The sequence below is a fragment of the Alteribacter keqinensis genome, from assembly GCF_003710255.1.
Lineage (GTDB): Bacteria > Bacillota > Bacilli > Bacillales > Salisediminibacteriaceae > Alteribacter > Alteribacter keqinensis.
The window spans coordinates 456,135-481,840 of the sequence record NZ_RHIB01000003.1; the positions used below are offsets into that span (position 1 = coordinate 456,135).

General features: G+C 49.9%; 32 protein-coding genes and 1 pseudogene. 18 read left to right on the plus strand and 15 right to left on the minus strand.

From position 1 onward, the window contains the following. Positions 1-140: 140 nt before the first annotated feature. On the minus strand, positions 141-875 hold the full coding sequence (locus EBO34_RS17600) for a hypothetical protein (RefSeq protein ID WP_122901012.1): 735 nt from the start codon (positions 873-875) through the stop codon (positions 141-143). Between the two features lie 235 nt (positions 876-1,110). Here EBO34_RS17600 and EBO34_RS20805 point away from each other — a divergent pair, with 235 nt between their 5' ends. From EBO34_RS20805 to EBO34_RS17625, 6 genes and pseudogenes are all read left to right on the plus strand, one after another. After that, on the plus strand, positions 1,111-1,269 hold the full coding sequence (locus EBO34_RS20805; RefSeq protein WP_183163939.1) for a hypothetical protein: 159 nt from the start codon (positions 1,111-1,113) through the stop codon (positions 1,267-1,269). Next, entirely contained in the window at positions 1,266-1,832 is a 567-nt protein-coding gene (locus EBO34_RS17605; protein WP_122901014.1) for a hypothetical protein, read from the plus strand. Before EBO34_RS20805 ends, EBO34_RS17605 begins: the two co-directional genes overlap by 4 nt. Then, the gene (locus tag EBO34_RS17610; protein ID WP_122901016.1) at positions 1,829-2,212 is read left to right on the plus strand and encodes a hypothetical protein; all 384 of its coding nucleotides are present in this window, start codon (positions 1,829-1,831) and stop codon (positions 2,210-2,212) included. The genes EBO34_RS17605 and EBO34_RS17610 overlap by 4 nt, the downstream gene beginning before the upstream one ends. Positions 2,213-2,312: 100 nt before the next feature. Then, a complete protein-coding gene (locus EBO34_RS17615; RefSeq protein ID WP_122901018.1) occupies positions 2,313-2,831 on the plus strand; it encodes a GNAT family N-acetyltransferase in 519 nt (172 codons plus the stop codon). Positions 2,832-2,836: 5 nt separating this feature from the next. After that, positions 2,837-3,616, plus strand: coding sequence for an MBL fold metallo-hydrolase (locus EBO34_RS17620; RefSeq protein ID WP_429699528.1), 780 nt, complete (start codon positions 2,837-2,839; stop codon positions 3,614-3,616). Positions 3,617-3,625: 9 nt separating this feature from the next. After that, positions 3,626-4,108: pseudogene (locus EBO34_RS17625) on the plus strand (HIT family protein). Here the strand turns inward: EBO34_RS17625 and EBO34_RS17630 are convergent. Continuing rightward, positions 4,102-4,347 carry a hypothetical protein gene (locus tag EBO34_RS17630; protein WP_122901022.1) on the minus strand — a complete coding sequence of 82 codons (246 nt, stop codon included), beginning with the start codon at positions 4,345-4,347 and terminating at the stop codon, positions 4,102-4,104. The pseudogene EBO34_RS17625 and the gene EBO34_RS17630 sit on opposite strands and share 7 nt — an antisense overlap. Positions 4,348-4,457: 110 nt before the next feature. Between EBO34_RS17630 and EBO34_RS17635 the strand changes: the two genes are divergently transcribed. Genes EBO34_RS17635 through EBO34_RS20815 form a run of 5 tightly spaced genes read left to right on the plus strand, consistent with a single transcriptional unit; the run spans position 4,458 to position 6,308 of the window. Beyond that, a complete protein-coding gene (locus EBO34_RS17635) occupies positions 4,458-4,988 on the plus strand; it encodes a GNAT family N-acetyltransferase (RefSeq protein ID WP_122901024.1) in 531 nt (176 codons plus the stop codon). A gap of 14 nt (positions 4,989-5,002) precedes the next feature. Then, positions 5,003-5,590 (plus strand): DUF2812 domain-containing protein, encoded by a 588-nt coding sequence (locus EBO34_RS17640; protein ID WP_183163940.1) that lies wholly within the window; start codon positions 5,003-5,005, stop codon positions 5,588-5,590. A gap of 7 nt (positions 5,591-5,597) precedes the next feature. Next, complete coding sequence (locus EBO34_RS17645; protein ID WP_142996810.1) at positions 5,598-5,945, plus strand: hypothetical protein; 348 nt, start codon at positions 5,598-5,600, stop codon at positions 5,943-5,945. 4 nt (positions 5,946-5,949) lie between these two features. After that, positions 5,950-6,096, plus strand: a complete 147-nt coding sequence (locus EBO34_RS20810) for a hypothetical protein (RefSeq protein WP_183163941.1) — start codon at positions 5,950-5,952, stop codon at positions 6,094-6,096. 41 nt (positions 6,097-6,137) lie between these two features. Next, positions 6,138-6,308 carry a hypothetical protein gene (locus tag EBO34_RS20815; protein ID WP_183163942.1) on the plus strand — a complete coding sequence of 57 codons (171 nt, stop codon included), beginning with the start codon at positions 6,138-6,140 and terminating at the stop codon, positions 6,306-6,308. A gap of 267 nt (positions 6,309-6,575) precedes the next feature. Here EBO34_RS20815 and EBO34_RS17650 read toward each other — a convergent pair whose 3' ends face one another. Next, positions 6,576-8,390, minus strand: coding sequence for a serine hydrolase domain-containing protein (locus EBO34_RS17650; protein ID WP_122901030.1), 1,815 nt, complete (start codon positions 8,388-8,390; stop codon positions 6,576-6,578). Between the two features lie 375 nt (positions 8,391-8,765). Between EBO34_RS17650 and EBO34_RS17655 the strand changes: the two genes are divergently transcribed. Both EBO34_RS17655 and EBO34_RS17660 read left to right on the plus strand, forming a co-directional pair. Then, the gene (locus EBO34_RS17655; protein ID WP_142996811.1) at positions 8,766-9,035 is read left to right on the plus strand and encodes a hypothetical protein; all 270 of its coding nucleotides are present in this window, start codon (positions 8,766-8,768) and stop codon (positions 9,033-9,035) included. Then, the gene (locus EBO34_RS17660) at positions 9,035-9,517 is read left to right on the plus strand and encodes a PIN domain-containing protein (protein ID WP_122901034.1); all 483 of its coding nucleotides are present in this window, start codon (positions 9,035-9,037) and stop codon (positions 9,515-9,517) included. Before EBO34_RS17655 ends, EBO34_RS17660 begins: the two co-directional genes overlap by 1 nt. A gap of 144 nt (positions 9,518-9,661) precedes the next feature. Here EBO34_RS17660 and EBO34_RS17665 read toward each other — a convergent pair whose 3' ends face one another. The 5 genes from EBO34_RS17665 to hutU all read right to left on the minus strand — a co-directional run bounded on the left by EBO34_RS17665 (position 9,662) and on the right by hutU (position 15,691). Beyond that, positions 9,662-11,368 carry a bifunctional metallophosphatase/5'-nucleotidase gene (locus EBO34_RS17665; protein ID WP_221175161.1) on the minus strand — a complete coding sequence of 569 codons (1,707 nt, stop codon included), beginning with the start codon at positions 11,366-11,368 and terminating at the stop codon, positions 9,662-9,664. 122 nt (positions 11,369-11,490) lie between these two features. After that, positions 11,491-11,742, minus strand: coding sequence for a hypothetical protein (locus EBO34_RS17670; protein WP_122901036.1), 252 nt, complete (start codon positions 11,740-11,742; stop codon positions 11,491-11,493). Between the two features lie 39 nt (positions 11,743-11,781). Beyond that, complete coding sequence (locus EBO34_RS17675) at positions 11,782-12,750, minus strand: agmatinase family protein (RefSeq protein WP_122901038.1); 969 nt, start codon at positions 12,748-12,750, stop codon at positions 11,782-11,784. After that, a complete protein-coding gene (gene hutI / locus EBO34_RS17680) occupies positions 12,747-14,018 on the minus strand; it encodes an imidazolonepropionase (protein ID WP_122901040.1) in 1,272 nt (423 codons plus the stop codon). The genes EBO34_RS17675 and hutI overlap by 4 nt, the downstream gene beginning before the upstream one ends. Continuing rightward, positions 14,015-15,691, minus strand: a complete 1,677-nt coding sequence (gene hutU, locus EBO34_RS17685; RefSeq protein WP_122901042.1) for a urocanate hydratase — start codon at positions 15,689-15,691, stop codon at positions 14,015-14,017. The genes hutI and hutU overlap by 4 nt, the downstream gene beginning before the upstream one ends. A 246-nt stretch (positions 15,692-15,937) precedes the next feature. Between hutU and EBO34_RS17690 the strand changes: the two genes are divergently transcribed. Beyond that, positions 15,938-16,882 (plus strand): nucleoside hydrolase, encoded by a 945-nt coding sequence (locus EBO34_RS17690; protein ID WP_122901044.1) that lies wholly within the window; start codon positions 15,938-15,940, stop codon positions 16,880-16,882. A gap of 5 nt (positions 16,883-16,887) precedes the next feature. Here the strand turns inward: EBO34_RS17690 and EBO34_RS17695 are convergent, their stop codons facing one another. Beyond that, on the minus strand, positions 16,888-17,406 hold the full coding sequence (locus EBO34_RS17695; protein ID WP_122901046.1) for a GNAT family N-acetyltransferase: 519 nt from the start codon (positions 17,404-17,406) through the stop codon (positions 16,888-16,890). Then, positions 17,375-18,850: a helix-turn-helix domain-containing protein gene (locus tag EBO34_RS17700; RefSeq protein WP_122901047.1), complete on the minus strand. Its 1,476-nt coding sequence runs from the start codon at positions 18,848-18,850 to the stop codon at positions 17,375-17,377. The genes EBO34_RS17695 and EBO34_RS17700 overlap by 32 nt, the downstream gene beginning before the upstream one ends. Positions 18,851-18,975: 125 nt before the next feature. Between EBO34_RS17700 and EBO34_RS21120 the strand changes: the two genes are divergently transcribed. Then, positions 18,976-19,101: a hypothetical protein gene (locus EBO34_RS21120; RefSeq protein WP_283234598.1), complete on the plus strand. Its 126-nt coding sequence runs from the start codon at positions 18,976-18,978 to the stop codon at positions 19,099-19,101. A gap of 37 nt (positions 19,102-19,138) precedes the next feature. Continuing rightward, complete coding sequence (locus tag EBO34_RS20820; protein WP_183163943.1) at positions 19,139-19,294, plus strand: hypothetical protein; 156 nt, start codon at positions 19,139-19,141, stop codon at positions 19,292-19,294. A gap of 35 nt (positions 19,295-19,329) precedes the next feature. On the opposite strand, the gene EBO34_RS17705 is transcribed toward EBO34_RS20820, so the two are convergent. From EBO34_RS17705 to EBO34_RS17725, 5 genes are all read right to left on the minus strand, one after another. Next, positions 19,330-19,863, minus strand: a complete 534-nt coding sequence (locus tag EBO34_RS17705) for a hypothetical protein (protein ID WP_122901049.1) — start codon at positions 19,861-19,863, stop codon at positions 19,330-19,332. 18 nt (positions 19,864-19,881) lie between these two features. Next, complete coding sequence (locus EBO34_RS17710) at positions 19,882-20,097, minus strand: helix-turn-helix domain-containing protein (RefSeq protein ID WP_122901052.1); 216 nt, start codon at positions 20,095-20,097, stop codon at positions 19,882-19,884. Positions 20,098-20,106: 9 nt separating this feature from the next. After that, entirely contained in the window at positions 20,107-20,583 is a 477-nt protein-coding gene (locus EBO34_RS17715) for a DUF2975 domain-containing protein (RefSeq protein WP_122901054.1), read from the minus strand. Between the two features lie 295 nt (positions 20,584-20,878). Next, the gene (locus tag EBO34_RS17720; RefSeq protein WP_122901056.1) at positions 20,879-21,256 is read right to left on the minus strand and encodes a cytochrome-c oxidase; all 378 of its coding nucleotides are present in this window, start codon (positions 21,254-21,256) and stop codon (positions 20,879-20,881) included. 558 nt (positions 21,257-21,814) lie between these two features. Continuing rightward, entirely contained in the window at positions 21,815-22,639 is an 825-nt protein-coding gene (locus EBO34_RS17725; protein ID WP_122901058.1) for an aldo/keto reductase, read from the minus strand. A gap of 534 nt (positions 22,640-23,173) precedes the next feature. On the opposite strand from EBO34_RS17725, the gene hutH reads away from it, so the two are divergent. Further along, positions 23,174-24,655 carry a histidine ammonia-lyase gene (gene hutH, locus EBO34_RS17735; protein WP_122901062.1) on the plus strand — a complete coding sequence of 494 codons (1,482 nt, stop codon included), beginning with the start codon at positions 23,174-23,176 and terminating at the stop codon, positions 24,653-24,655. A gap of 231 nt (positions 24,656-24,886) precedes the next feature. Further along, positions 24,887-25,681, plus strand: a complete 795-nt coding sequence (locus EBO34_RS17740; protein WP_183163944.1) for an NERD domain-containing protein — start codon at positions 24,887-24,889, stop codon at positions 25,679-25,681. The last annotated feature ends 25 nt before the right edge of the window (positions 25,682-25,706 follow it).

Consider the following 25,706-nt stretch of genomic DNA (forward strand, 5'->3'; position numbering starts at 1 on the left):
CGCAAGCAATGCAATAAGCAGGGAAAATGAAATAGGTGAGAACCAGGTGATAATCAAAAAAAGTGTCCTGCAAAACCCCGCCCCAACCCATACAAAATGCCCGGACGATTGCTCGCATTCGGGCACTTTTAGTCGTTTGGTTAATCCGCTTCCTCAAAAATCACCGTAATCCCCATGATCTCGATTTCATCCCCATCAGCAAGCGTAAACGTCACATCGTCCACGCCCCACTCACCACCGAGAATCTCGTTGACCTCAAGCCAGCCCGCGCTGTCATAGACGATAAAATTACCAGATCCGCTCTCAGCTCTAACCGTGTACCGGCCGGGGGCGATATGCTCGCCAGCCGTCCATTTTCCGGCTCCGAGCTTCTCTGTTTTTGGCGGCGGCGGATTTTTCAGCGCAATAATCTCCTCTTCCTTTTCCTCAAGCTGAGCCTTCAGCCCTGAAATCTCCTTATCTTTCTTCTCAAGATTCCCTTCTGCTTCTGCCAGATCGCCTTCGAGGTTTTCGGCCCTGCTCTCAGCGGCCTTCCGCTTTTTCTCCGCATCATCCCGCTCAGCAACCGCAGCTTCCACGTTGTTCTCTTCAATAAACGACTCCAGCTCCGCAACCGTCGCTTCCAGTTCCCCAACGGCACCGGCAAGTTCCTCATTCTCCGCTTCGAGAGCATCAGCCCTGTCACGGGCATCCTCAAACTGCTCCGACACTCGGTCCCGCTCCTTATCCAGCTCTCCGATCACCGTCCGGGCAACACCCGCTTCAGACCTCGCCCCATTACACGACGCCAGACTCACGAAAAACAACACAAGAAAAACAGCCGCCGCAACCCGCCACACCCACACGTTTTCCCATCCCTTTTTCACCATTTCCATCATAAAGCCTCCAACGTTAGTATGAAGGCACTGGAAAAAGGTAAAGATCGAATTTTTCAGTGCCTTCTCGTATATGAACATGGATATACGAACCGGTAGGATTAAATACCTAAATCCTTTCCGCAAAGTTAGGAGCAATCCTACACGCCCCCCGGGGAAAATGTAAGGCGGTGTCGCGATGGTATTATATGTTAAAATAGAATTATCAAAAATTTCATGTACGGGGGAATGACAAATGTTTTCAATCACAGACTTTCTCTATCAGGTCGCCGGCCTCGGCATTCTCGTCGGAATGGCGGCACTGGTCGTCTGGTTCATTAGGCACACCGTGAGAAACAAGCGCCAGCTGGACGAAATCACAAAAAAGCTCGATGAGATGAAAGAGAAGCAATGACCACACTATCAAAATTCATCATCATCCTCACCGCCATCCTTCTCGGCTACGGCGGCCTCACCCTCGTCACCGGTTGGATCAACCACGGCGAGATCGACCGGAGCGCGGTGATTGTCCTTCTCGCCACAGGCGTGATGCTGTACTTTTACGTGTCGGGCAAACGGGCTGAAGCCAAACAGCTCAACAGGCTCACGATCAAGACCGTTACGGGAAAAATGGACGAAAAGGGGTTCGATCCGAAGGCGGCCCGTCTGATTGAAGAGGTACTGGAAGAGAAACGAACCGTCCTCGGGGACAAGGACTTTCAGGCGTGGCTTGGGGAGCTCACGTATACGGTTCCCGGGGAGCTGGCAGACGAAGAGCCTGCGCTCCGCCTCTACCACACAAACCCCGACTGGGTTGAAAGAGAAGTCTCAGCGCTGGAACGGGAAACAAAGCTTTCGTGGGAGGAACAGACAGAAGATCTCAAACACCTGGACGATCAGCCCCGAAAAGCCCAGCTCGTAGTAAGAACCCGCCTCACCGAAATCATCGATGAGCTGAAAGACGCGAAAGATTATTGACGGAGGAACCGGAGAAACGGGGGCTTCTTAAGGCAGTCATACATAAGCATAAAGGACGTGACACCATCTTGAAGCACGCAGCTCTTATCGGACTCATCATTCAAATAACCTATATTTTTTTCACCATGGCTGTCGATTTTCTGTTTCTCATCGAAAGAACAGCTCTCACAGCCTATCAATTTGGCATTTCAATGATGGTAACAGCAATTCTCACAACCATTCTCGGAACGATCGGCGCTTTTTCAGGCAACCGTCCCGTCATGTCAGGCTGGGTAACGGCACTCGGTATCCTCATGGGGGCATGGTTCATATTTGCCTACCTCCTGCCCGAAGCAGGGATCCCGCCGGTGATACCTTGGCTTTATCCGGATATGAAATAAAGCTGTTGTTTTAAAAGTGTTTTAAAAAAGAGGTTGATAGAAGCGAACGCAAATAGCGGAAATCAACCACAAAAAGTTTATAAAAGAACGGATGATCACCATGCCAATCCATCTTGAACCGCTTAACCAAAAAGACGCCGGACCATTGCTTCAATTTGAGCTTGAAAACAGAGCCTATTTTGAGCAGTCCGTCCCAAGCCGGGGCAACAGCTTCTACCACAGCGACACGTTTAGAAGCCGGCTCGAAACACGGCTCCGGGAACAGGCCATGGGACAGGCCCTTTATTATTTAATCAAAGACAGCACCGGCACGATTCTGGGGCGGATCAATGTGACGGATATAGAAGAGGGCCGGGGCCATCTCGGCTATCGGATCGGCGAGAGCCATACGGGGAAAGGTGTGGCGAAGGATGCCCTCAAATTATTAATCGGGAACCTGAAAGAAAAACACATAACCGAACTCCACGCAAAAACAACCAAGGACAACACGGCCTCCCGGAAAGTGCTGGAGAAAAACGGCTTCAGGGAAGTGGAAACGAACAAGGAAACGGTCGAACTTAACGGGCAGAAACTGACGTTTGTCTGCTATACGAGAATATTAGAGGGGGGAGCAGAGTGAGCTTCATAGAGGACAACTGGTTTACGGTCACACAACTCGATCACGCGACCTTTGGCATCAGCGAATACGGCCATTGGGAAAAAGTCCACTCGTATCTTTTACTCGGAAAAGACAAGGCGGCTCTCATCGATACCGGGCTTGGCATTGATAACATGAAAAAAATCACCGATCAGCTCACATCACTGCCGGTCATGGTGCTCACCACCCACGTTCACTGGGATCACATCGGCAGTCACGGCGAGTACGGGGACATTTTCGTTCATGAACAGGAAGAGGACTGGCTTGTAAACGGCATAAAGGGACTTCCTATCGATCAGATCAGAAAAGACGTTGCCCGGGATATTACGCTGCCGGTTCCCGCTTCCTTTAATCCTGAAATGTACACGCCCTATCAGGGAAAGCCTGCCGGGACGCTGAAAGATGGGGATACAATCAACCTTGGAGACAGAGAACTCACGATTTATCATACGCCCGGTCATTCCCCGGGGCATATTGCGGTCTTTGACGTGAAAAACGGCTTTCTGTTTTCCGGCGACCTCATCTATGACGAAACACCGGTCTATGCTTTTTTTCCGAGCACAAGTCCCGAAGACCTGATCCGGTCCCTTGAGAGAATGACGAATCTCAATGGTGTGAAAAGGATTTACGGAGGCCACAATTCCCTCGGTCTCGACCCGGACATTCTGGAAGATGTCAGAGGACTCGTATCGTATCTGAAGGAACACAATCTGATTGAATTCGGAACCGGCGTTCACCGCTTTAACAGAATCAGTGTGCAATTTTAGGAGGCAGAAATGAAGCAAGTGACCCTGTCAAACGGCGAACAAGTAGAAATGACGTGCCTGAGCTGCGCCATCACTACAGGCCTGATTGAGCCGGACGGAGGCACGATTGTAGACCGGGCACTTTCATGCCCACCAGGACGTGGCGTATCCGGTCAAAGGGCTGGTCATTCTCGCCTGAAGCGTCATATCACGTGCCTGGATGAACTCACAGAAGAGGAGCGGTACGAGTACATCAACCTCATGGCCACGATTCGAAAAGCACAGCGAAAGTATTGGGGATTGAGCACGTCTATTATTTTTACAACGAAGACACGACTCTTTCACACGTGGATGGTACCCCGCTATGAGTGGATGTACGCGTTCGGCCGCTCGGTTGAGTCCGTGAGACCGGTGCTCCTTCATGCGAGAAACAACATGAACGGCGAGGAACAAGTGAAAGAGGTGAGGAGCGCCATCAATGCCCTCACAAAAGAGCTGGCAAAAACTCAGTAAAGACCTAAAACGAGCACAGCAATAAACACCCCCGACCATACCAGACCGAGGGAAAAAATCAGAAACCGCTTTGCAAAAATGTCTGAAGCATTAAAGAATAGTTGATAAATCCAGGCAAATAAATCAGCTGCCCCGAAAAAAGACAGCTCATCCATGTCTTTTTCCTTCGTGAAAAATGCAGCCGCCATCATGATAAAACCCAACACAATCATTCCGCATAAAATCAATTCCACGTCCATACCATCACCCTTGTTTTCATATTGATTTTTGTTTATTCACCGGGAAGAAGACTTCTTCCTTCCTACCGCTGAAAAACAGGACTTTGGTTCCTGTAGAAAGGAGGCCGCCGATGATAAAAATACGTGTTTTATCCTTAAATGACCTCACCTTGACCATGCTCGATTCATTTGACCGCACCCAGCACACATCCCGGGTACTGACGTATGAGAAAGGAGAATGGCAAGAAAAGACCGATTACTTTGAAGACGCATGGTCTCCGGAGGAAAAGCGCACGATCACAGACCACTTCTATAAGACTATTGAATCCGGGGGAACAGTAATCACAGCTGAAGACGGTCCTCACATTGCAGGTTTCGCCGTTCTGGAGCCAGGCCTTTTCGGCAAAACCGCAGTCTATCAGGAACTCTCCTACCTTCATTCTGACAGAAGAAAAAGAGGGCAGGGCATCGGCAGACAACTGTTCCACAAAGCAAAGGAAGAAGCAAGAGCATCCGGTGCCGAAAAGCTTTATATCGGAGCCCATCCTGCAGTGGAAACCCAGCATTTTTACCGGTCAATGGGATGTGTTCCTGCCAAAGAAACAAACGAAGAGATCTATCTGCGGGAAGTACGGGATATCCAGCTGGAAACAGATTTATAGAAGGGGAGAGGAGGATGGATGACATAACAACCTCAATCAAACGGTATAAATTCGGATGGATGTATGCACCTGACAGGCTTGAGAAGTGGCTCGAGAAACAAGCAGCTGAAGGGTATAATCTGGTTGAGGTTTCGAAACGGGGCCTCACGTTTTATTTTGAAGAAGCAGATCCGGTGCTCTGCACATTCAGTGTGGTTAATGAAGGAAAAGGGGACATTCATCTCTATCTTGCCTACCGGAATGCCGGGTGGAAGCAGGCCGCTGCCACAGGTACTTCCTGGCAGCAATGGACCATCTGGAGAAAAGGTGATTCCGGGCATGAGGAGAACCCGGGAGTGAATAACGTCACTGAATTAAAGCAGCACGCCGCTAAGAGGATGGCCACATTAAACTCCCTCCTTGTTTCACCGGTCGTTGTGATTTTCAGCCTCAATTTCTTTGGGTTTATGCTGCCTGATGTGCTGGAAAACGGATATTTTTCACTAACCGGCCTCGAACGGTTCAATGTCACGGTATACCCTTTCATTATACTCACCTTTTTTAGCATGATTTTGCGTTCGTGGATGTATTACTTCAGAGTGAAAAACAATAAGGATGTGTGAGGCTGAATTGAAGAATCGAAACATCATTTTTTTCATAACCATATTCATCGTTTTCCTGTTATTTATCCCCTCCACTATTTTCATGCAGCAGGTAAAGGAAGACCGCTCCTTTAAAAAAGCAGCGCACTATGATTTGTCCGGGGAGAACCTGTACAACATTTATGTAGCCGGGAGGGCAGATCTGTACGAAGTGGAAAGCCGCCTGAAGCTGAAAGAGGACAGTCTGAATCCCGGGACGTACTTTATAAACCCCATTGATTACCTGTCAGTGAAAGATGACGTTGTCTGGAGGGTGACCGTCGGGAACGGGGAGATGGGCAACGAACGAATTGATTCGCACGGGGAGCTCCCTTGAGGACGTGATCAGCGCCTATGGAGACCGGCATTACATAAGAGAAGAGCAGTCATTCCACATCGTCGGCTATCCGGATAAAGAACGGGGAGCAACGCTGGAGTTCTGGTTTTTAAACGAAGAGCTTAAAAGAATCAAATTCGAAATTGCTTAAGATGTTTAGGACAACATTTATCACCAGGGAGGTGGAGACAAATGACCATTGATTACAAGGAAACGTTCCTTTACCTAGGTTGGATGGCAATCGGGATTACGATCGGGATCATTTTTTTCACACCGATTTTTGACAGCACATTGTTTGGAGTGGTTATGGGCCTCGCAATTGGATCCTCAACGTGGCTTGGAGTCAGAAAGAGAGCTTCATAGATAAAAAGGAAGCGGAAATCCTGCCATTAACGGATTGGTGGACGCGATTCGCGGTTTCGACCCGCACATTAACGGGGGAGGCGAGGTCCATCCAAAAAAAGTAGATATAAAGCTTTCTCTAAACTCAACAAAAACCCCCGGTCCACAAAATGAACCGGGGATCCCCGCCAACACACTCTCTGCTTATTCTTCCTCAGCCAGATCCACAGTCCTGCCTTCCAATAATCCACTTACCAAGGTAAGACATATAATCACGGAGCATCAGAATTAATCCCCGCTTAACTCCCAGCCTTCTGCCTGCCAGCTCTCTGGATCGGGGTTAGGACCATCTTTGAACACATATCCGTTATCTCCTTTTACACTGACCCGGTCAATGTACCAGCCGCGGCCGTTTGCAGAGGCATCTGTTTCATAATGAAAACGGACGAGTGCATCGCCCTCGTAATCTCCTAAGTCATAGGCTGCATCCACCCATTGCCAGCCTGTGGAACCAGTGAAAACACCGTCGTGCTCATTTGTCGTGTGCCGTGCATAAAGTTCGCCTTCAAGAAGTTCCCATGATTCTCCTTCATCCATTGAAATTTCAAGGTAGCCAAAATCCCGTGGAATATCATTTGCAATATCGAACCACGTTTTAAATGTAAGTTCACTGTTTTCTTCAAGAGTGACAGGGAGGGTAAGGGTATGATTTTTGTCCCTGCCATTTCCGCTGAACCAGGCTTTCTGCCCGGCTGCAGGGCGAACCGGTAATGCTCTTGCTGCGTGTTGGACTACATCCTGCCTTTCAGGGTTAATGGAAGGACCGTACCGTGTCGGATGGACCCTGTTTGTAAAAAAGATAACAATTGTGTCATTGACCGGATCAACCACAAAGGACGTGCCCGTAAAACCCGTATGACCGGCTGCCACCGGAGAGGAGAGTCCGTCCATAAACCAGCCACGGTTTAAATTAAAGCCCAGGCCCTGACCTAAATCTGTTTCATCTGTCATGTGGTTTGTGAGCATAAGAGAAACCGTTTCAGGTTCCAGAATGCGGACATTTCCGTACCTGCCGCCGTTCAAGATCATTTGTGATAAAATCGCAAAGTCTTCAGCCGTACTGAACAGGCCTGCATGTCCTGCAATACCATCCATGGCATAAGCTTTTTCGTCATGCACTGTACCCCATACCATTTCTCTGCCTGACCATGGAGAGTGCTCCGTTGGTGCGATCCTCGGCAGATACTCCTCTGACGGGTTAAACATCGTGTCATCCATACCGAGAGGGCTGGTGATGTGATTGTAAATATAATGATCCAATGACTCCCCGGATACCTCTTCGACTAGAAGCCCCAGCAGAATCATACTCAAATCACTGTATACCATGGTTTTTCCAGGCTCGTATTGAAGCTCTAATGTATACAAAGCTTCAAGCATTTCTTCCTCTGTGTCGTAGTTGTCAAGAGGGTGAGACGCTGCAAGACCGGATGTATGAGTTAATAACTGTTTAATTGTAATCTCCTCTTTACCGAGGATACCGAATTCAGGTATGTATGCTGCGAGTGAATCATCCAGGCAGATGTGGCCCTCTTCTGCCAGCTGCATCGTTGCAATGGATGTGACGATCTTCGTTAAAGACGCGAGGTCAAAGATCGTATCTTTTTCCATCGCCAACTGTTCCTCTTCTGGTAAAACTTCTGTTTCGTTTTTATAAACGGACGCTTTTCCATATGCTTCGTGTTTCACGATACGGCCGTCTTTTACTACCATAGCAACAGCACCCGGGTATTTGTTTTCCTCAATTCCCCTAAGAACAACCTCATCAATGTTTTCTAAATAATCCCCGTTCATATTAACCTGGGAGGGATGTCCTTCACGGATAGTTCTGTTTGGTTTTCCTGCTCTGTCCCATGCCTTCGACCATGCAGGAGCAGATACCTGTGCAGGTAGAGAGCTTGGTTTTCCATGATGGAAATGTTCTTCCTCAATGGAATGCTGCGGGGCCGCCTGTTGTGCTGACGCAGGAAACTGGGTCGTAAAGGTGGAACCCAGTAAAACAACACATAAAAAAACAATCATACTTTTAGATCGTAACCGTTTCATAACGTTCCTCCTAAAGTTATTATCTAAATATTCTATAAATTAATTGTGAGGAAGTCGAAAGATTTTATCATGAGAAGTTCTTCCTTTTCTGTCACAGAAACTGGTAGGTTAGAAGCAGGTCAATTGTTCTTTTGTGCAAAAGTTGTGCTTTTGACTTCTCAAAAAACGAAAGATACAGCAAAGGAGTCATCTGCATTTCCGAAGCGTGTGGTGGATATCCAGGAATTAACCGGTTGGCAGAAGCGGGGGGAGGAGAGGAGTAGCACAAGCCGGCAATAAAGGCTAAAAAACTACCTCTGTGCGTATACTGATTACTATTAGATTTCAGGGGGAAGTGTTATGATGAGAAAAAGGTTTATGAAAGGTGGGAAAAGAATGTCTGTAATGAAAGCTAGACGTGTAACCAGAGGGCGAAGAGGTCATCTATATCCTCAAGTGTCCGGCCGTCATGTCATTTCTGCCAATCGTCAAGTGAATGATGAAACATGTGTACTGAAAAAAGGTGCTAGTCAGCAGTGGACGAAAGAAACCCCTTTAAATGAATTCAAAGGCGTGTTCTCCATCTCCACAAAGATTTGTGATGAAGGAATTGAATCAGCGCATAAGTATTATGCTCAAACCATTATTGATGAAAAGAACCGTTAATGCCTATGGAAAAAGAACAGCTCATTCTTGATTCCAATATCATTATCAGTTTCCTCACAGCAGATTCAAATCTCGAAAACGCTGAAGGCGTTTTCAGCCTTGCCGAAAAAGGCATCATAGATTTTTACTTCTCCTATCATGTTTTAGTAGAAGTAGTCGTGTTTTTCGGAGCGAAAAGACTCATTGCATATGATGAGGAGGGTAAGCCAAAGAACCGTATCGCTTTGCCTGTTCGAAAGATCACCGACATACTAATTCCCTTCTTTGAAAAAGACTTCTTCGTACACCCTGATAAAGAAAGCCTCATGCGTATACTCAAAATATTCTCCAAGCAGCAAAAACTCTCAACCATTTATGATCTGATGATAATGTATGAATCTTCCAAACTGGGAATCAATCTCGTATCAGAAGACAGAAAACTTCGCAGCCATGAGGATTTTATTGGTTACTCTGTAGGTGAACTCATACAAAAATACACATAAAGATCCTTTTAAACAAGTTAGGATCTTCTTTAATCAAGTTAGAAACTGCTTTAATCAAGTTAGCCCGGCCCCCCGCCCACAAAAAACTCAGCAAAAAACCCCCGGCCCAAAAAAGAACCAGGGGATGCCAAAACATACAATCTTCTATTCTCCCTCAGCCACATCCACAATCCGGTCTTCCGTCTCATAATCCACTTCACCGTGGTCAGCCATATAATCACGAAGCATCTCCCAGTCAGTGAAGCCGACAATCGTGCCGCGGCCGTCATCATACGCATCAGCGAAAACGGTAAAGCCGTCGCCACCAGTAGCCGTGAAGTTGTTAGTGGCAATCGTATACGTTTCGTCCGGATCAATCTCCTCATAGGAACCGTCCACGTCAATTTCAACAGAAACGACACGTTCTCCAGGCTCCTGGCTGCTGTCATAGGTCAGTCGGGTTCCGGAGGATACTTGAAGGAACGCCCCGCTTTCCTCAGGGGCATCATAGACACTCACCTCAAAGGCTTCGATCAATTCCTCTCCTGAAACTTCAAGCAGTGTCAGGCGGTTGCCGAACGGCTGAACCTCAATTAAATGACCGATCGTAATGTCTCCTTCAGGAAGTGACGTACGGATACCGCCCCCGTTTTGCAAGGCCATAACCGTATTTTCATCAGCCGATAATGCAGCCTCAAGCTGGGCATCGGCGATTAAATTGCCAAGAGCCGTCTCGTTTGCCCGAACACTTTTCTCATCGCCTTCACCATGACGCGGGTTTGGAAGCTCGGTTACCACTGACGAACCGGCACCTTCACTCTCCAGCTCCTCAATCTGTTCGGTGTACGGAGCGAGCATCTCAGCGGCTTCAGGATCCGCTTCACGTTCCTCGGTGGCAAGAAGTTCTCCATCAGCCTCCAGCACAACACCGTTTTCATCAAAGGAGACATTCATCACCCCAAGGTACTGGCCGTATTCACCCGCCTGTCCGATCACGGTCGGATCCATTTCCTCACCGTCAGCGTTTTCGGTAACGACCGTCGGCGGAGCGATTTCCGTATGGCTGTGTCCGCCGATGATCACGTCAATCCCCTCAACCTGCTGTGCTAAAAGGAGGTCATTGCCGACGCTCGGATCGCTGTCATACCCGAGGTGGGTAAGGGCCACAATCTTATTGACGCCTTCCGCTTCAAAGGCTTCAACCATACCCTCGGCTGCCTCCACATAGTTTGTGAACGCTACATCAAACGGGCTGGAAATCGATTCAGTATCCTCTGTATTCAAACCGAATACACCGATTTCCTCACCGTCATGCTCCAGAACAATTCCGTCGTAAATCTGCCCGTTCTCCGCTTCAAAGCTGACCCCTTCATTTGCCAGAGCGCTCAGACCTTCATCGCCGGAAAAGTCCATATTCGCCCCCACAACAGGGAACTCCGCTCCTTTAATAAAGTCAACGAGCTCCTGGTGGCCCGTGTCCGGGTCCCCAAGGTCAAACTCGTGATTTCCCGGGACAAACGCGTCGTATTCCATAAGATTCATAAACTCCAGGGCATCCTGGCCGCTGAATTCGTTAAAATAGAGCGTACCGGAAAACACATCCCCCGCATCAAGCAAAAGCCCCTCACCATACTGTTCTTTCGCTTCATTCAACGTCGTAATCAGCTGAGGATACATATTCGTCCTGCCGTGGGTATCATTCGTATGAAAAATCGTCAGCTCAAACGATTCCCCCTCATCAGAAGCCTCCTCTTCAGCCGGCTCCTCCTCAGGTTCCTCCACATCCTGATCCACATCTTCAGCGCACCCCATAAGCGCCAAGGATAACGCCCCGGCACCCAAAAAGGTGTGAAGCCATCGGTTTCTCTTCATAATATTGTCTCCTCCTTAAATGTGAGGCCACTGAAAAAGTACAAAACAACTTTCTCAGTACCTTCATATGTAATCTGACGTATATCATAGCTGAACCATAGAGAAAAACAATCCATCCCGCATCAAGAATTGGAAATTGATCCCTTGGAATCAGGAAGATAGACGTTGGAGTAGCAAATGGAGGAGAAGTTTACTAGGGCGGAAGTAAGGAGGAGCGTCCCATCCGTGGTTTTAAACAAGACAGGATCTGCTTTAAACAGGTTAGGGCGTCCTTTAAACAGGTTAGCAGGTCCTTTAAACAGGTTTGCTGACCACTTAAACAGATTGCCTCCCCATTTAAACAGGTTAGCCCAAAACCCACTCAAAAAAGACACAGAGGAAACCTCCCCTGTGCCCAAAACCACACCTAAAACCTACCGCATCGCCACCCCCGTCAGAAACGACAGCATCACATGCGTCCCGGCCTTCACCGTCATCCCCGCCACATCTTTCTCCGGATCGAGGCAGACGATGTCCATCGCCATCACTTTCGGGTGCCGCCCGCACACGAGCGCCGCCTCGAACAGCTCATCGGTACGCATCCCCCCGGGCGTCGTGGCCGGCACTCCCGGAGCATACGCCATATCCAGAACATCCATGTCGCAGGTGAAATAAACACAATCCACTTTCCCGCCGAGGCTCTCCAAAGCCTGTGCCACAGTCTCGGCAACGCCGTTTTTGCGGGCCTGTTTAAGCGTGGTGTAGTGAATGCCGTGGTGGTCGGCGTAGTCTTTGAGATCAGGTGTATTAAAAAATCCGTGGAGCCCGATGTTGTGAATATGCTCGCCTTTTACAAGACCCGATTCCACCATGTTCCGGATCGGTGTACCGTTCGCCGGACCGAGCTCCCGCATATCCCTAAGATCAAAGTGGGTGTCCAACTGCACAATTCCGATCGTCTTATCCGGCGCCGCTTCCTTTAATCCCTTTACAATCATCGCCGTAATCGAGTGATCCCCGCCAATGGCCAGGGAGACGCTCCCCGGGTGGTGCCGTTTCACATCCGCCGAAGCGTCCACAATGTTTTGGTGACACTGCGGAATATCGGTGACGTGCTGCTTCACGTCACCCAGATCATACAAACGAAGCCCGCTCAGATTCACATCCTCATCGAGGTTATACGTCGTAAATCCCCGCCATGCCCGGCGGCAGGCTTCGGGAAACGCGGAAGCCGCCGAGGGGCTGATAGAGGAGCGGGAAAGAGGGACGCCGTATAGGACGGCTTCAGCATCTTCCGGCCTTTTTTCCCCAACCGGCCTGATCCATTCGTGCACTTTTTCAGGTACGTCTTTGTGCTGGTTCCAGACAAACGGGGGACGTTCGAGTCCTTCGTATGGATTCACACGAGAACCCCCTTATCAACCACTTTGCGCCCGTTTTTAATGACCGTTTCTGTGTGGTTCACACCGTACAAATACGTAAACTGCATGTGGTTCGGAATGTCCCAGATAACGAGATCCGCTTTTTTCCCCGCTTCGATACTGCCGATCCGGTCGGCCCGCTTGATGGCGTGGGCAGCGTTGATGGTGGCCGCCACAATGGCTTCGGCCGGCGTCATGCCCATCGTCAGACTCGCAAGGTTAATCATAAACGGCATCGATGTGCTGGGGGACGAGCCCGGGTTCCGGTCTGTGGACAGGGCCACCGGTACACCCGAGTCGATCGCTTTCCGTCCGTTTGCGGCTTCCGTCATGAGAAAGAATGCCGTCCCCGGGAGGAGAACCGCCACAACCCCTTTATGGGCCATCATGCTGAGCCCCCGGTCGGATACCTTCAGAAGGTGATCGGCGGACACGGCCTCCACCTCCGCGGCAATTTCCGCCCCGCCGTACGGTTCGATTTCATCGGCGTGGATTTTCGGAATGAGACCGTGTTTTTTCCCGGCTTCCAGAATTCGCAGGCTCTGGGCAGGTGTATACACGCCCCGCTCACAGAAAACGTCGTTAAATTCGGCGAGCCCGAGCTCCGCCGTGGCGGGGATCATCTCGTTTACCACCTCGTCCACGAACTGGTCGGGTTTATCCTTGTATTCCTCGGGAATCACGTGGGCTCCCATGAACGTACTCACGATGTCCACAACGTGATCACGGTTGAGCTGGTGGGCCACTTCCATCTGGCGCCGCTCAACCTCCCAGTCCATACCGTAGCCGCTTTTCGCTTCCACGGTTGTAACCCCGTGCTTTAAAAACGAATCGAGACGGGGAAAGCTTTCGGTGTAAAGCTGTTCCGCGGACGCCTGGCGAGTAGCCCGGGTGGTGGCGTGAATGCCGCCGCCCTTGGCCATGATGTCCATATATTTGGCCCCCTGAAGACGCATGTTGTACTCATTTTCCCGGCTTCCGGCAAACACGAGGTGGGTGTGGGGATCCACGAGTCCCGGTGCCACCACTTTATTCGATGCGTCAACCACAATCGCATCATCAAGAATGTCCGCATATTTTCGTTTGAGCTTGTCGGTTGTTCCCACGTCGATGATCGTATCGTCCTCGATCAGCACAGCTCCGTCTTCAATAATATGAAGGTTGTTCATCTGTTCTTTGACAGCAGGCGTTTCAGAATGTCCTTTTACCGTCAAAAGCTCGTTCGCGTGTTTAATAAACGTATAGCTCATTGGCGCGCGTCTCCTTTCTGTTTGAGCATGGGAATGTGAATTCCTTTTTCCTCCGCGGTACGAATCGCTTTCTCATACCCGGCGTCGGCGTGGCGGGCCACACCCATTCCCGGGTCGGTCGTGAGAACCCGCTCGAGGCGTTCTTCTGCTTCTTTCGTTCCGTCCGCCACAATCACCATTCCGGCGTGAAGGGAGTACCCCATCCCCACACCACCCCCATGATGCACGCTCACCCAGCTCGCACCGCCGACGCTGTTAATAAGGGCGTTTAAAATCGGCCAGTCGGCCACGGCGTCACTGCCGTCTTTCATCGCTTCTGTTTCCCGGTTTGGGGAGGCTACAGAGCCCGAGTCCAGGTGGTCCCGCCCGATAACGATCGGGGCCGAGAGCTCACCGTCCGCCACCATCTGATTGATGATTTTCCCGAACCGCGCCCGCTCACCGTATCCGAGCCAGCAGATCCTTGACGGCAGCCCCTGAAACTGAATTTTCTTCTGAGCCATCCGGATCCAGTTGCACAGATGCTCGTTGTCCGCAAACTCACGGAGAATCACTTCGTCGGTTTTCCGGATGTCCTCAGGCTCTCCGGAGAGGGCGACCCATCGAAACGGCCCTTTCCCTTCGCAAAATTTGGGACGGATATAGGCCGGTACAAAACCAGGGAAGTCGAAGGCGTGCCGGACACCTTCATCAAAGGCCACCTGACGGATGTTGTTGCCGTAGTCAAAAGTAATGGCTCCTTGTTTTTGCATCTCCAGCATGGCCCTTACGTGGGTCGCCATGCTCGCTTTTGAAAGACCGGTGTATGCTTTCGGGTCCTGTTTACGGAGCGCGGCAGCCTTATCGAGACTGAACCCTTCCGGCACATAGCCGTTTAGCGGATCGTGAGCGGAGGTCTGGTCTGTCAGTACATCAGGGATAAAGCCGTCTTCAATCATTTGGGGTAAAAGTTCGGCAGCGTTTCCGAGAAGCCCGATGGATAACGGCTCCCCGAGACTTTTCGCCTGTCTGGCCATTCGGATTGCTTCCTCGAGGGAGTTGGTGGAACGGTCCAGATAGCCGGTTTCGATCCGTTTTTCAATGCGGGAAGGATCAATTTCGATGGCAAGACAGACCCCGTCGTTCATCGTCACAGCCAGGGGCTGGGCGCCGCCCATGCCTCCGAGGCCGGCAGTAAGAGTGATCGTTCCTTTGAGTGAGCCGTTAAAGTGCTGCTTGGCAAGCTCCCCGAATGTTTCATATGTGCCCTGAACGATGCCCTGGCTGCCGATGTATATCCAGCTTCCGGCGGTCATCTGACCGTACATCATCAGGCCTTTTGCATCGAGCTCGTGAAAGTGATCCCAGTTTGCCCACGCCGGAACGAGGTTGGAGTTGGCAATGAGCACCCGCGGGGCGTTGGCGTGTGTGCGGAACACTGCCACCGGTTTTCCTGACTGGACGAGAAGGGTTTCGTCATTTTCAAGGGTTTTCAGACTCGCAACAAGAGCGTCAAACGCTTCCCAGTTTCTTGCGGCCTTTCCGATCCCGCCGTACACAACGAGATCTTCCGGATTTTCCGCCACCTCCGGGTCCAGGTTGTTTGAAAGCATGCGGAGCGCTGCCTCCTGAATCCAGCCTTTCGTCTCAAGGGCAGTGCCCCGTTTACTTCGAATTGTTCTCACCTGTTTCATCTTTTCACCATCCTGACCATTTAATAATTTCAGTATAGAAAGGGAGGGCGGGTAAAAACAGACGGATCTTCACAGAAAACAAGGACAAATCCCTGATATTTCACCTGGGAAATAACAAATTGGTTCAATTTTCAAAGAATCATAGCTTTTTTGCCGGAAACCAAGCCGTTGTAAGTATCCTGCTGACAGACGGGCACCTGCCTGAATTGTTAACATAAACTGGAGGTGAGGGGAGGTGCGGAATTTTTGGAAAAAGTACTGCTGTTTTGTGATCCGGGAATTGATGACTCAGTGGCGATTATGTATGCCCTTCTGCATCCGGATATTGAGCTTGTGGGCATTGTGACCGGTTACGGAAATGTGGACCAGGAACAGGCAACCAACAACGCCGCCTATCTTCTGTCCCTTGCCGGACGGGAAGATATTCCGATTTATGCCGGTGCCCGCTTTCCTCTGTCAGGGGAAGTGGCAGTGTTTTACCCGGAAATTCACGGGGAAAACGGGCTCGGCCCGATTCAGCCGCCGGACGAAATCAAAGGGGACCTGCTGAACTTTACCGATCTGTTTGATGTGATTGAACAATACGAAGGTGAGCTGACGATTGTGGATGTAGGGAGGCTCACATCCCTTGCCATGGCGTTTATCCTCGGCGGGGAAGTGATGGAAAAAGTGAAGCAGATCGTAATCATGGGTGGTTCGTTTCTCAACCCGGGAAACGTGACGCCACTAAGTGAAGCCAACTTTTACGGCGATCCGATCGCGGCAAACCTGGTGATGGCAAGAGGGGAGCGCGTGACCCTGGTCCCTTTGAACGTCACAAACTATGCCATCGTCACTGATCGCATGATCACCGACGTTACCCAGGAGGAGTTCAACAGCTTTACAGCGCTCATTGAGCCGGTCTATTCGTATTATGCCGATGCCTACGCCGTTCTTGTGCCGGAGATTGAAGGGGCGCCGTTTCATGACGTGGTGGCGCTCATGACCCTCGTGGAGCCCGACATGTTTGATTACGTTGAAAAGCCCGTGAGCGTCTCCGCCGATCCGGCAACGCGGGGTCAGAGCATCGCCGATTTTCGCCCAAGCGCCGAGTGGGAGGAAGAGACGCCCTTTGTCCGGGTGGCTATGGATTTTGTTTACGACCGGTTTGCGAAAAACTTCGTTGAAACGATGAAGCTGGGAACCGAGTAGGGAGCCTACTCGGAAATGTCCCAGCCGAGGGCCATTTCTTCAATTTCCTTTCCGCCCATCGTTTCCGTCCGTTTTCCGATCGGGCGGCCGCCGATCCGGGCGTAGAAGCGGACCGCCGGGTTGTCTTTCACGACCCAGACCATAATCGAATCGTACCCTTTTTCCCCAAGAAAGGACGTGAGGCTGTTCGTAAGCTTTCGTCCCACACCCTGACCCTGGGCATTTTTTAATACATACACGGCGTAAAGTTCAGCGTCAAAGCCGTCAAATTTATCCGGTTCCCGGTTCGGTCCCCCGGTAATAAAGCCGACCACTTCACCGCCATCGGTTTCGGCGACAAAAATGGCCCGGTCTTCCAGGGCAGCGGCGAGGGCACCTTTCCACATTTTTTCCTGCCTTTCATACGTTCTTCCGTCCAGGACTTCATCCGGAATGATGCCTTTGTAGGTTTCATTCCAGCTGTCCACATGAACCCGGGCGATGCCCTTTGCATCACTGGTTTCCGCTTTGCGTATGGTGATCATGGTTTTCCCTCCTGTAGGCTTCCCGGCACGCTTTCGGTGAAACACCGCGGTGCTGTCTGAACGTCCGGGCGAAGTAATTGCTCGATAGAAAGCCGCACTGCGCGGCGATTTCCTTTATGGATAATGTGGAATCCCTGAGAAGGGATTCGGCTTTTTTCAGCCTCACACGGATGAGGTACGGGCGAAAGGACATCCCTTCCCGCTTTTTCAGTTCCTCACTGAAATACCCGGGACTCTGGCCGATTGCCTGTCCTACCCTGGACAGACTGAGCTTCGGGTCCTGATACTGTGCGTTTATATACAGAATTCCCCTTTCCACTGCGTCCATACTCCCAGGCTCCCGGCTCACGTGGGTGATGGTGTCCTGAATAAACAGGTACAGATCCTGGACGATCCCGTGAAGGGTCGGCCCGTGGAGGATTGTCCCGTAAAGTTTTTCGTAAGCCGCTTCATCGTCACCTCTGTCCAGGCGGTACGTACGCATGTAGCGCCTCACCTGGGCGAGAATGCTCGTGAGCCGGGTTCTCATAAGCTGTGGCTCGGGGTACGGCGCGTCGGAATGAAGAAGGTTCGAGTAGAGCCAGTCCTTGACCCGGTCGAGCTCCCTGTGTGCGAGCATGTCCACCCATTCCCGCTGCTCGTTTGGTGTTAAAAACGGATCGATTTTTTTCCAACGGAGCGGTCTTTCGAAGGAAAACAGCTGTCTGTATCCTTTGTAAAAGGTGATGGGGATCAACTGCTTTGTCTCCTGATATAGGTGATGGATATCCGTTGATCCGGGTGTATACAAAATGGCTGCCAGGGCGGTGGAGGGCTGATTGCTGTTCCACACGTCCAACAGGCGGTTCGCTTCTTTTGCCAAATCAGAAGCCCCCCGGTCGCTTATGGCGATCGTCCAGTCACTGAGGGTAAAGAACGTACTGGAAAAAGACTGCTCCCTAAAAAAACGGGAGAGCCGCTCCCGGCTCCGGCTGTTTGACGGGGCAAAGGCGACGGCGTTGTACGCACGGTCCTTGGGCTCTTTTTTCACAAACAGGTCGTCGTACGTAAGTGTGGCGGCATTTGAAGCCGGAGGTTCATAGTGCCCCGTTTTGGCTGCCGCTGCGAGGAGGGCCTGAAGCCTTGCGGGGGCGTGGGGCTTGATGAGCAGGTCCAGAGCATTCATATGTAAGGCCTGCATTGCTTTTTCAAAGGTCGGTTCGGCGGTGGTGGCGATGATGGCTGTTTCTCTGAGGCCCATAATCCGTGACTTTGCACGGGGATCTGAAAGGAGGTCCAGTTCAAGGATGAGCACGTCGGGTGTGGTGCCATCGAGTGCGGCGAGGAGCTCCCCGCAGCTGTGGGCGGGCGTAATGGTTTTCATATTTTGTGATGAGCGCTCCGCAAACCACTTGAGCCCTTGGCATTCGGCGTGGTCGCGGTCGGCGATGAGAAGTGTCGGCATAATGATCTCTCCTTGAAATAGGGTTTCGAGATTGGGGGAGGGATGTCCTGCTTGGGGGGAGATAGCCGGGTATTTTTGTATGAATTATCCATCGTTTCTACAATAGGGGAAAGAGGGGGATGGTCTTGAATATAGAGATTGACTTTCTGCACTTTGGTCTGCTTCTCCTTACGGCGTTTTTGTTTTACAAGAGGGGCGAGGGGGAGGACTGGGGTTTTCTGAAGATGCTCGGGTATACGAGAAGGCACTGAAAAAGGTCGATCTTTACCTTACCAGTGCCTTCATACGATGCTTGGGGGCTTTATTTTCTGGATTTTCATTCCCATTCCGGTGGGAATTGTCTTTGCCCTGATGATTGCGAAGAATGCGCCTGTAAATAAAGAGAATAAGAGAAACACAGCCATTGTGGGGCTTGTGATCAGCGTGTTTTTCTGGTTTATCTAGAATTTTTATAGAAGCGCCGTCACACAGCACGTTTGTTATGCACCGGTGCTCTTTTTTCCATACAGTCCTGTAATTGTAAGACACGTGAGAAAGGCCACGGTGGTGACAATGGCGGCAAACAACAGTCCGATTGCAGCCATAAAGGTGTCCTGTCCTTCATAAGACGGCTCAAGAGTCACGAAAAAGTACCCGAAGAGCAAGGTAAGAATCAGATAAACGCTGCTTCCCGTTGCGCTCATTTTAAGACGGTTTTCTTTCGTTCCGCGCCATGTTTGGCTGAGAACGACCCACAAAAGGATGCTTGCGATGACGGCCCCGGTCATCACAAACAAATGGACGAATGGAATCAGGACCAGGGTAAGGAGATATAGAAGAAAGCCCGTGGTGAAAAACAAGGCGGTATTCAGTGCGAACAGGAACAGTCCTGCCAGCCAGTGGTTGTAAAACCAGGTTGCCTGGCTCAGCCTCTGTGCCATTTTGCTGGTTGTCCCGATCTTGTTCATTAACGGTTTTTTGCAAACAAGAACCAGCACGATACCGAATATGCCGGTCAGCAAAAGCAGTGACATCTCCTCACCCTTTCTGTGTTACTCATCTCCATCGTCTTCATACTCAAGGATATCCCCAGGCTGGCAGTCAAGGGCTCTGCAGAGGGCTTCCAATGTGGAAAAGCGGACCGCTTTTGCTTTCCCGTTTTTTAAAATTGACAGGTTGGCCATGGTGATGCCGACTTTTTCGGACAGCTCGGTCACACTCATTTTCCGTTTTGCCAGCATTACATCAATGTTAATTCGAATTGCCACGCTCTCACCTCAAACCGTCATATCGTTTTCTGACTTTATTTTCAGTGCATTCCTAAGCAGCTCCTGCAGGACCGATGCAAACACGAAAATGACAAAGCAGGAAAAGAGAATAGTCACCCCGATAAGGATAATCCCTGGATGAAGGGCCCCCTGGAGGGCAAGAAAAACAAAGCCTGAAATATACAGCGCCATAATGACTGTGGCACAGTTTTTAATCTGGTTTAACGTTTTTACCCCTGACTCTGAAAAGGCGTTGTTTCTGTCAATGCAGCGTAAAAGGCTAAATGCCTGATACAGTGCAATGTAAAAAGGGATCGCGGTAGCATAGAGACCAAGGAGAACAGGGTACTTCAAATGAGAAAACTCCGGGTTCATGGCTGCAGTGCTGTTGGCAAGAGGCGGCAGAACAAACACGCACATGGCGAGTAGGATCAAGCCGATAATCACAAGTGCACTCTTTAAAAAGGGAATGGAACCTCGCTTCATATACACCCTCACCTCATCTGTCATGGTAATTTTTATCATATACCTTGATTTATTGTTTATCAATAAAAATTTATTGTTTTAACAAAAAACGATGCACCCGGAATCTGAAGACTACTGGGGTAGTGATGATGCATAGGCAGTTCTTGAACAACCAGGGATTGCTCTTTTTTAATGGGGAGGGGTTACAATAGCCGTCCTTTTTTGCTCTAAATATAAAGTGAAAGGGCCGAAGAATTTACTCTTCGGCCCCTTTTTAAATGCGATTCATACTGTAAAAGCACTTTCTCCCAGGTACCTATAACCTCCGCCTCTTTTTCACATGTGAAAAAACATTATACATAAACACAAAAATGGCAACGGATAAAAGAGTGACACTCACCGGCAAAAGAGGGAAGATGATGTTCATGTTCGTGAGTTCAAGAAGAAGTCCTGTGAGGAACAGAGGAAGGCTCGTGTTGTAAAGCCAGAAATGAAGGTGTGCCAGCTTGTTTTCGCCAGCCTTCGGAAAGAAGTGATAAATGATACCCGTAAGCGCAAGGGAACACCAGCCGAGAACGGCAGTGTTAATGAAGAGAGGACCCGCAGCCTGATCGCCTGCCAGCGTCATGTACGTGAGAACAGCGATACTGACGACAAAGTAGACAACAGCCGTTTTAATAAAGCGGACGCCCATCCTTTCACCTCCCCATATTCCGAGTAGTAGAGTATATGCAGAAAACGAGGCATCTTTCATGATAAATTCAAATGAATATACCCTTAAGTCAGTTTACCTGAGCTCCGCTGAACGCCAGCCGCTCGCTTTCCGCGACGGTGCCGGTGAGCCTCCGCGGGCTATGCCCTGCGGGGTCTCGCCTGGCCCCCACAGTCGCAGGAGTCTCACTGCTGGCGTCCAGCGGAGCATAATACTAAAAGGATTTCGTTACACTTCCGATTTAGTAAAGTTAAATTAAAGCTGTTTTCGGATAAATTGTTGCTATAAAAATTGGATCGAAAGGCGGCGACCCCTGCTGGAATAGTATCGATTGAAGACCGTATGGTGGTTTCGGAGTACTTATCTGAACAAATTGACTTTTTTGTGGTCCGGGTGTTTTCCACTAGGAGGCTGAAATGATGCCTAATGTGGAAAAAGTCCGCCTGTAGCAAAATTTACTATTGTAAGAGCAACAACCTTGCTAAAAGAGCGTAAATAAAAGACCTGGAGAACCACAGGGGCTCTCTAGGTCTTTTAACGTTATCTTCTATTCATTTCAGTAGGTTTCGGACCTTTTCGCTCACCGCGGTCGAGCTCGTCAATGGCTTGCATATCGTCAGCCGAAAGTTCGAAGTCAAACACATCGAAGTTTTCCTTGATTCGTGAAGGTGTCACAGACTTTGGAATGACGATGGAATCGTTCTGCAGGTGCCAGCGGATTACCACCTGTGCCGGTGTTTTGCCGTGTGCGTCAGCGATTTCCTTCACAACCTCATTTTCAAGAACGTCACCGCCCTGCATAAGAGGACTCCACGCTTCCACGAAGATGTCATGCTTTTTACAGAACGCCTTCAGTTCGTTCTGGGCAAAGTACGGATGACACTCCACCTGGTTTACCACAGGCTTCACATCGCACTCATCAAGAAGACGCTCGAGGTGCTCAATGTCAAAGTTACATACGCCAATCGCTTTCACTTTGCCGTCGTGGTAGAGCTTCTCCATCGCTTTATATGTATCCACGTAGTCGTCATATTCCGGTGTCGGCCAGTGGATCAGGTAAAGATCAACATAGTCTGTGCCAAGACGCTCAAGACTATCGTCAAATGCTTTCAGGGTCTCGTCGTACCCCTGGTCCGAGTTCCAGACCTTCGTAGTCAGAAAGATATTTTCACGTGGAACACTGGACTGGCGCAGCGCCTTTCCAACACCTCGTTCATTTTGATAAATCATCGCGGTATCGATGGAGCGGTAGCCGGTATCAAGGGCGTTTGTCACAGCCGTCACAGCACGGTCATCTTCAACCTGCCACACGCCAAAACCAAGCTGAGGCATCTCAAGTCCGTTATTTAACGTAACGTTAATCATCGTGTCATTCCTCCTGTTTTGTCGATTCACGGAATAGTATAGCACAGGCAAACAGAATTGAAGAAAAGAAAGCGCTTCAGGTTGACTAAATGTCAGAATGTTTAATAAAATAGAAAGGAGATATCCAAAACTAAAGGGTGTTGATGCTGCCTCCATGCTCTTCGCTTTCCGTGGGGGTGCCGGTGAGCTCATATTCTGCCAGGCACTGGATTAAAGAGGTAGAAACGGGCTTGGTTTAATGATTGTGTTAAGGTCTTGTTGTATAAAATTGTTGAAGCGAATGCGCGACACTCCTGCGGGAGGAGCGAGTTCCGGGGAGACCCCGGAAGCGCAAAGCGCTGAGGATCGAGCCGCCCGCGGAAAGTGCAATGAGCGGAAATTAACTATTCAAACAGAAAAAGGTGATGAGCCATGGAAGGCTTCATTCTGAAAATAACAAAAGAGACCCGGACAAAAAATCGGATGTGATTTTTTGACCAGGTCTCTTTTTTCGTGCTTTATTTCGGTGCATGAAGAAAGGCAGGGGGAAAAGAAATGGTGATTTTAACAGGAAACGACATGACACTCACGCTTTTTGAGCGGGTGGTTAAGGGAAAAGAATGCGTGGCCGCAGATAAAGAAGCCATGAAAAGAGTAACGGCAAGCCGGTGTGCTGTGGACCGGATCGTCAATAACGGAGAAACCGTCTACGGCATCAATACAGGATTTGGAAAATTCAGCGACATCGCCATCGCAAAAGAGGACGTGGTCAAGCTCCAGCGGAATCTGATTCTTTCCCACGCGTGCGGAGTAGGGGAGGCGTTTCCCGAAGAAGTATCCCGGGGGATGCTTCTCCTCAGGGTAAACACGATGCTAAAAGGATTTTCCGGCGTCCGCCCGGATGTGGTCAATCAGATTATTGCCTTTTTAAATGAAGAAATTCATCCGGTCGTCCCGTCCCAGGGATCTCTCGGGGCAAGCGGCGACCTGGCCCCGCTCGCCCATCTGGCACTCGGCCTTTTAGGGGAAGGGGAAGTGGTGGCGAAAGGACAAAAGGTTGCCGCGCCCCAGGCTCTTCATGCAGCCGGACTCGAGCCTCTAGAACTTCAGGCAAAAGAAGGTCTCGCCCTGATCAACGGCACCCAGGCCATGACGAGTGTCGGTGCTCTTGCCTGGCTCGAGGCGGCACGGCTCTTTGATCATGCCGACAGGGTTGCTTCCATGACCATGGAAGGACTCCGGGGAATCATCGATGCCTTTGACGAGTCGATTCATCTTGCCCGGGGTCATGAGGAACAGATCCGGACAGCCGCTTCCATCCGGTCTGTTTTAGCCGGCAGCAGACTTGTCACGAAGCAGGGGGAGCTGAGAGTGCAGGACGCCTATTCGCTTCGGTGTATTCCTCAGGTCCACGGGGCGAGCAGAGAGGCACTCGGCTACGTAAAAAAACAGCTGGAAACGGAAATGAACGCGGCCACAGACAATCCCCTTATTTTTGATGACGGGGAAAAAGTACTGAGCGGCGGGAACTTTCACGGTCAGATGATCGCCCTTGCAATGGACTTCCTCGCCATCGCCATGGCCGAGATGGCCAACATTTCAGAGCGCCGGATTGAGCGCCTCGTCAATCCACAGCTGAACGATCTGCCGGCCTTTTTAAGCCCCCGCCCAGGTCTTGAATCAGGGGCGATGATCATGCAGTATGTGGCCGCCTCACTCGTTTCGGAAAACAAAACCCTCGCCCACCCGGCGAGCGTGGACTCGATCCCGTCATCTGCCAATCAGGAAGATCACGTGAGCATGGGCACGACCGGCGCCCGCCATGCCTGGATGATTGCCGGCAACCTCCGGCGTGTTATCGCCATCGAAGCGATCTGTGCCATGCAGGCCGTGGAGTACCGCGGGGTGGATAACATGGCAGCACAGACACGCGCGTTTTACGAAGCCGGCCGGAAAGTCGTTCCTTCTATTAAAGAAGACCGGGTTTTTTCAAAGGATATCGAGCGGATGGCGGCGTGGCTAGGGGAAACCAGCTAACTCGTTTAAAGGTGAGGCTAACTTGATTAAAGCAGTTCCTAACTGGTTTAAATCGGATCCTAACTCGGTTAAATCTGCATCTAACTTGATTAAACCCCACTGCCAGCTAGTGAAGTCTCTTCCACAAAAAGACCAGGAAGAGGCTTTATTAGAGGTGAAACTCGAAAATTAAAGGTTTTCCTCTCTTTGATATAGAACATAAGTTCTTATAAAAAAGAAAGGAAGAGACCCGTGATAAGAAAACCCCGAAAACCTACGTTTGAACTCCTCGCACTCGATGCCACAGAACCGAGGTTTCCTGAAGCCCATCCGAAATATAAAAACTTTAAAAGAGACCTTGGCATCACACAATCTGGATTTAATGGCGAAAAATCTGTAGACTACTATCTCGAGAATATCAGCAATTCCCCCACCAGCTATTTGTACCATAACCTGAGGCTGCCGGCCTCTCAAACAGCTTTTCAAATGGACACTTTACTGGTCACCCCGTATTATTTAATGATTATCGAAATAAAAAACTGGGGCGGCGCCTCACTCGAATTTAATGAGGAAACGAAACAAGTCAGGCAGATCTACCACGATGGACGAAAGGAGGTCCATGACGACCCTGTTTTACAAGTAAAGACCCAGCGAAAAAAGCTCCTCGTCATGTTAAAAAAATACGGATTATCATATATTCCAGTAGAGTACGGTGTAGTGATGTCAAATAAAAATCCTGAAATTATCTTTAGCGAAGGATATAAAGAAACTGACCGAGTTTTCAGAAGCACCTATTTAGACTATTTTTTAGTGGAAATGGATAAGAAATATACCGAGAAAAAACTTTGCATTGAAAAACTGACCCAATTAGATCAGATCTTCTTAAATTCACATCAAGAAAGACCGTTTAATGTGTTAGAAAAATACGACCTTGAAAAAAATCAACTGCTTAAAGGGATATTATGTACCGAGTGCATAACCCCTACCTCAATGTACCGCGCTCAACGAAGCTGGAAATGTCCCAAATGCCACTTTCGATCTAATTGACGGCTGCTTGTTTTAAAAACGCTAA

Coding starts and splice junctions, on each gene's coding strand:
- EBO34_RS17600 (WP_122901012.1), bottom strand. CDS start 875: ATGGAAATGGTGAAAAAGGGATGGGAAAACGTGTGGGTGTGGCGGGTT.
- EBO34_RS20805 (WP_183163939.1), top strand. CDS start 1,111: ATGTTTTCAATCACAGACTTTCTCTATCAGGTCGCCGGCCTCGGCATT.
- EBO34_RS17605 (WP_122901014.1), top strand. CDS start 1,266: ATGACCACACTATCAAAATTCATCATCATCCTCACCGCCATCCTTCTC.
- EBO34_RS17615 (WP_122901018.1), top strand. CDS start 2,313: ATGCCAATCCATCTTGAACCGCTTAACCAAAAAGACGCCGGACCATTG.
- EBO34_RS17630 (WP_122901022.1), bottom strand. CDS start 4,347: ATGGACGTGGAATTGATTTTATGCGGAATGATTGTGTTGGGTTTTATC.
- EBO34_RS17635 (WP_122901024.1), top strand. CDS start 4,458: ATGATAAAAATACGTGTTTTATCCTTAAATGACCTCACCTTGACCATG.
- EBO34_RS17640 (WP_183163940.1), top strand. CDS start 5,003: ATGGATGACATAACAACCTCAATCAAACGGTATAAATTCGGATGGATG.
- EBO34_RS20815 (WP_183163942.1), top strand. CDS start 6,138: ATGACCATTGATTACAAGGAAACGTTCCTTTACCTAGGTTGGATGGCA.
- EBO34_RS17650 (WP_122901030.1), bottom strand. CDS start 8,390: ATGAAACGGTTACGATCTAAAAGTATGATTGTTTTTTTATGTGTTGTT.
- EBO34_RS17655 (WP_142996811.1), top strand. CDS start 8,766: ATGTCTGTAATGAAAGCTAGACGTGTAACCAGAGGGCGAAGAGGTCAT.
- EBO34_RS17660 (WP_122901034.1), top strand. CDS start 9,035: ATGCCTATGGAAAAAGAACAGCTCATTCTTGATTCCAATATCATTATC.
- EBO34_RS17665 (WP_221175161.1), bottom strand. CDS start 11,368: ATGAAGAGAAACCGATGGCTTCACACCTTTTTGGGTGCCGGGGCGTTA.
- hutI (WP_122901040.1), bottom strand. CDS start 14,018: ATGAGCTATACGTTTATTAAACACGCGAACGAGCTTTTGACGGTAAAA.
- hutU (WP_122901042.1), bottom strand. CDS start 15,691: ATGAAACAGGTGAGAACAATTCGAAGTAAACGGGGCACTGCCCTTGAG.
- EBO34_RS17695 (WP_122901046.1), bottom strand. CDS start 17,406: ATGATCACCATACGCAAAGCGGAAACCAGTGATGCAAAGGGCATCGCC.
- EBO34_RS17700 (WP_122901047.1), bottom strand. CDS start 18,850: ATGCCGACACTTCTCATCGCCGACCGCGACCACGCCGAATGCCAAGGG.
- EBO34_RS20820 (WP_183163943.1), top strand. CDS start 19,139: ATGCTTGGGGGCTTTATTTTCTGGATTTTCATTCCCATTCCGGTGGGA.
- EBO34_RS17705 (WP_122901049.1), bottom strand. CDS start 19,863: ATGTCACTGCTTTTGCTGACCGGCATATTCGGTATCGTGCTGGTTCTT.
- EBO34_RS17715 (WP_122901054.1), bottom strand. CDS start 20,583: ATGAAGCGAGGTTCCATTCCCTTTTTAAAGAGTGCACTTGTGATTATC.
- EBO34_RS17720 (WP_122901056.1), bottom strand. CDS start 21,256: ATGGGCGTCCGCTTTATTAAAACGGCTGTTGTCTACTTTGTCGTCAGT.
- EBO34_RS17725 (WP_122901058.1), bottom strand. CDS start 22,639: ATGATTAACGTTACGTTAAATAACGGACTTGAGATGCCTCAGCTTGGT.
- hutH (WP_122901062.1), top strand. CDS start 23,174: ATGGTGATTTTAACAGGAAACGACATGACACTCACGCTTTTTGAGCGG.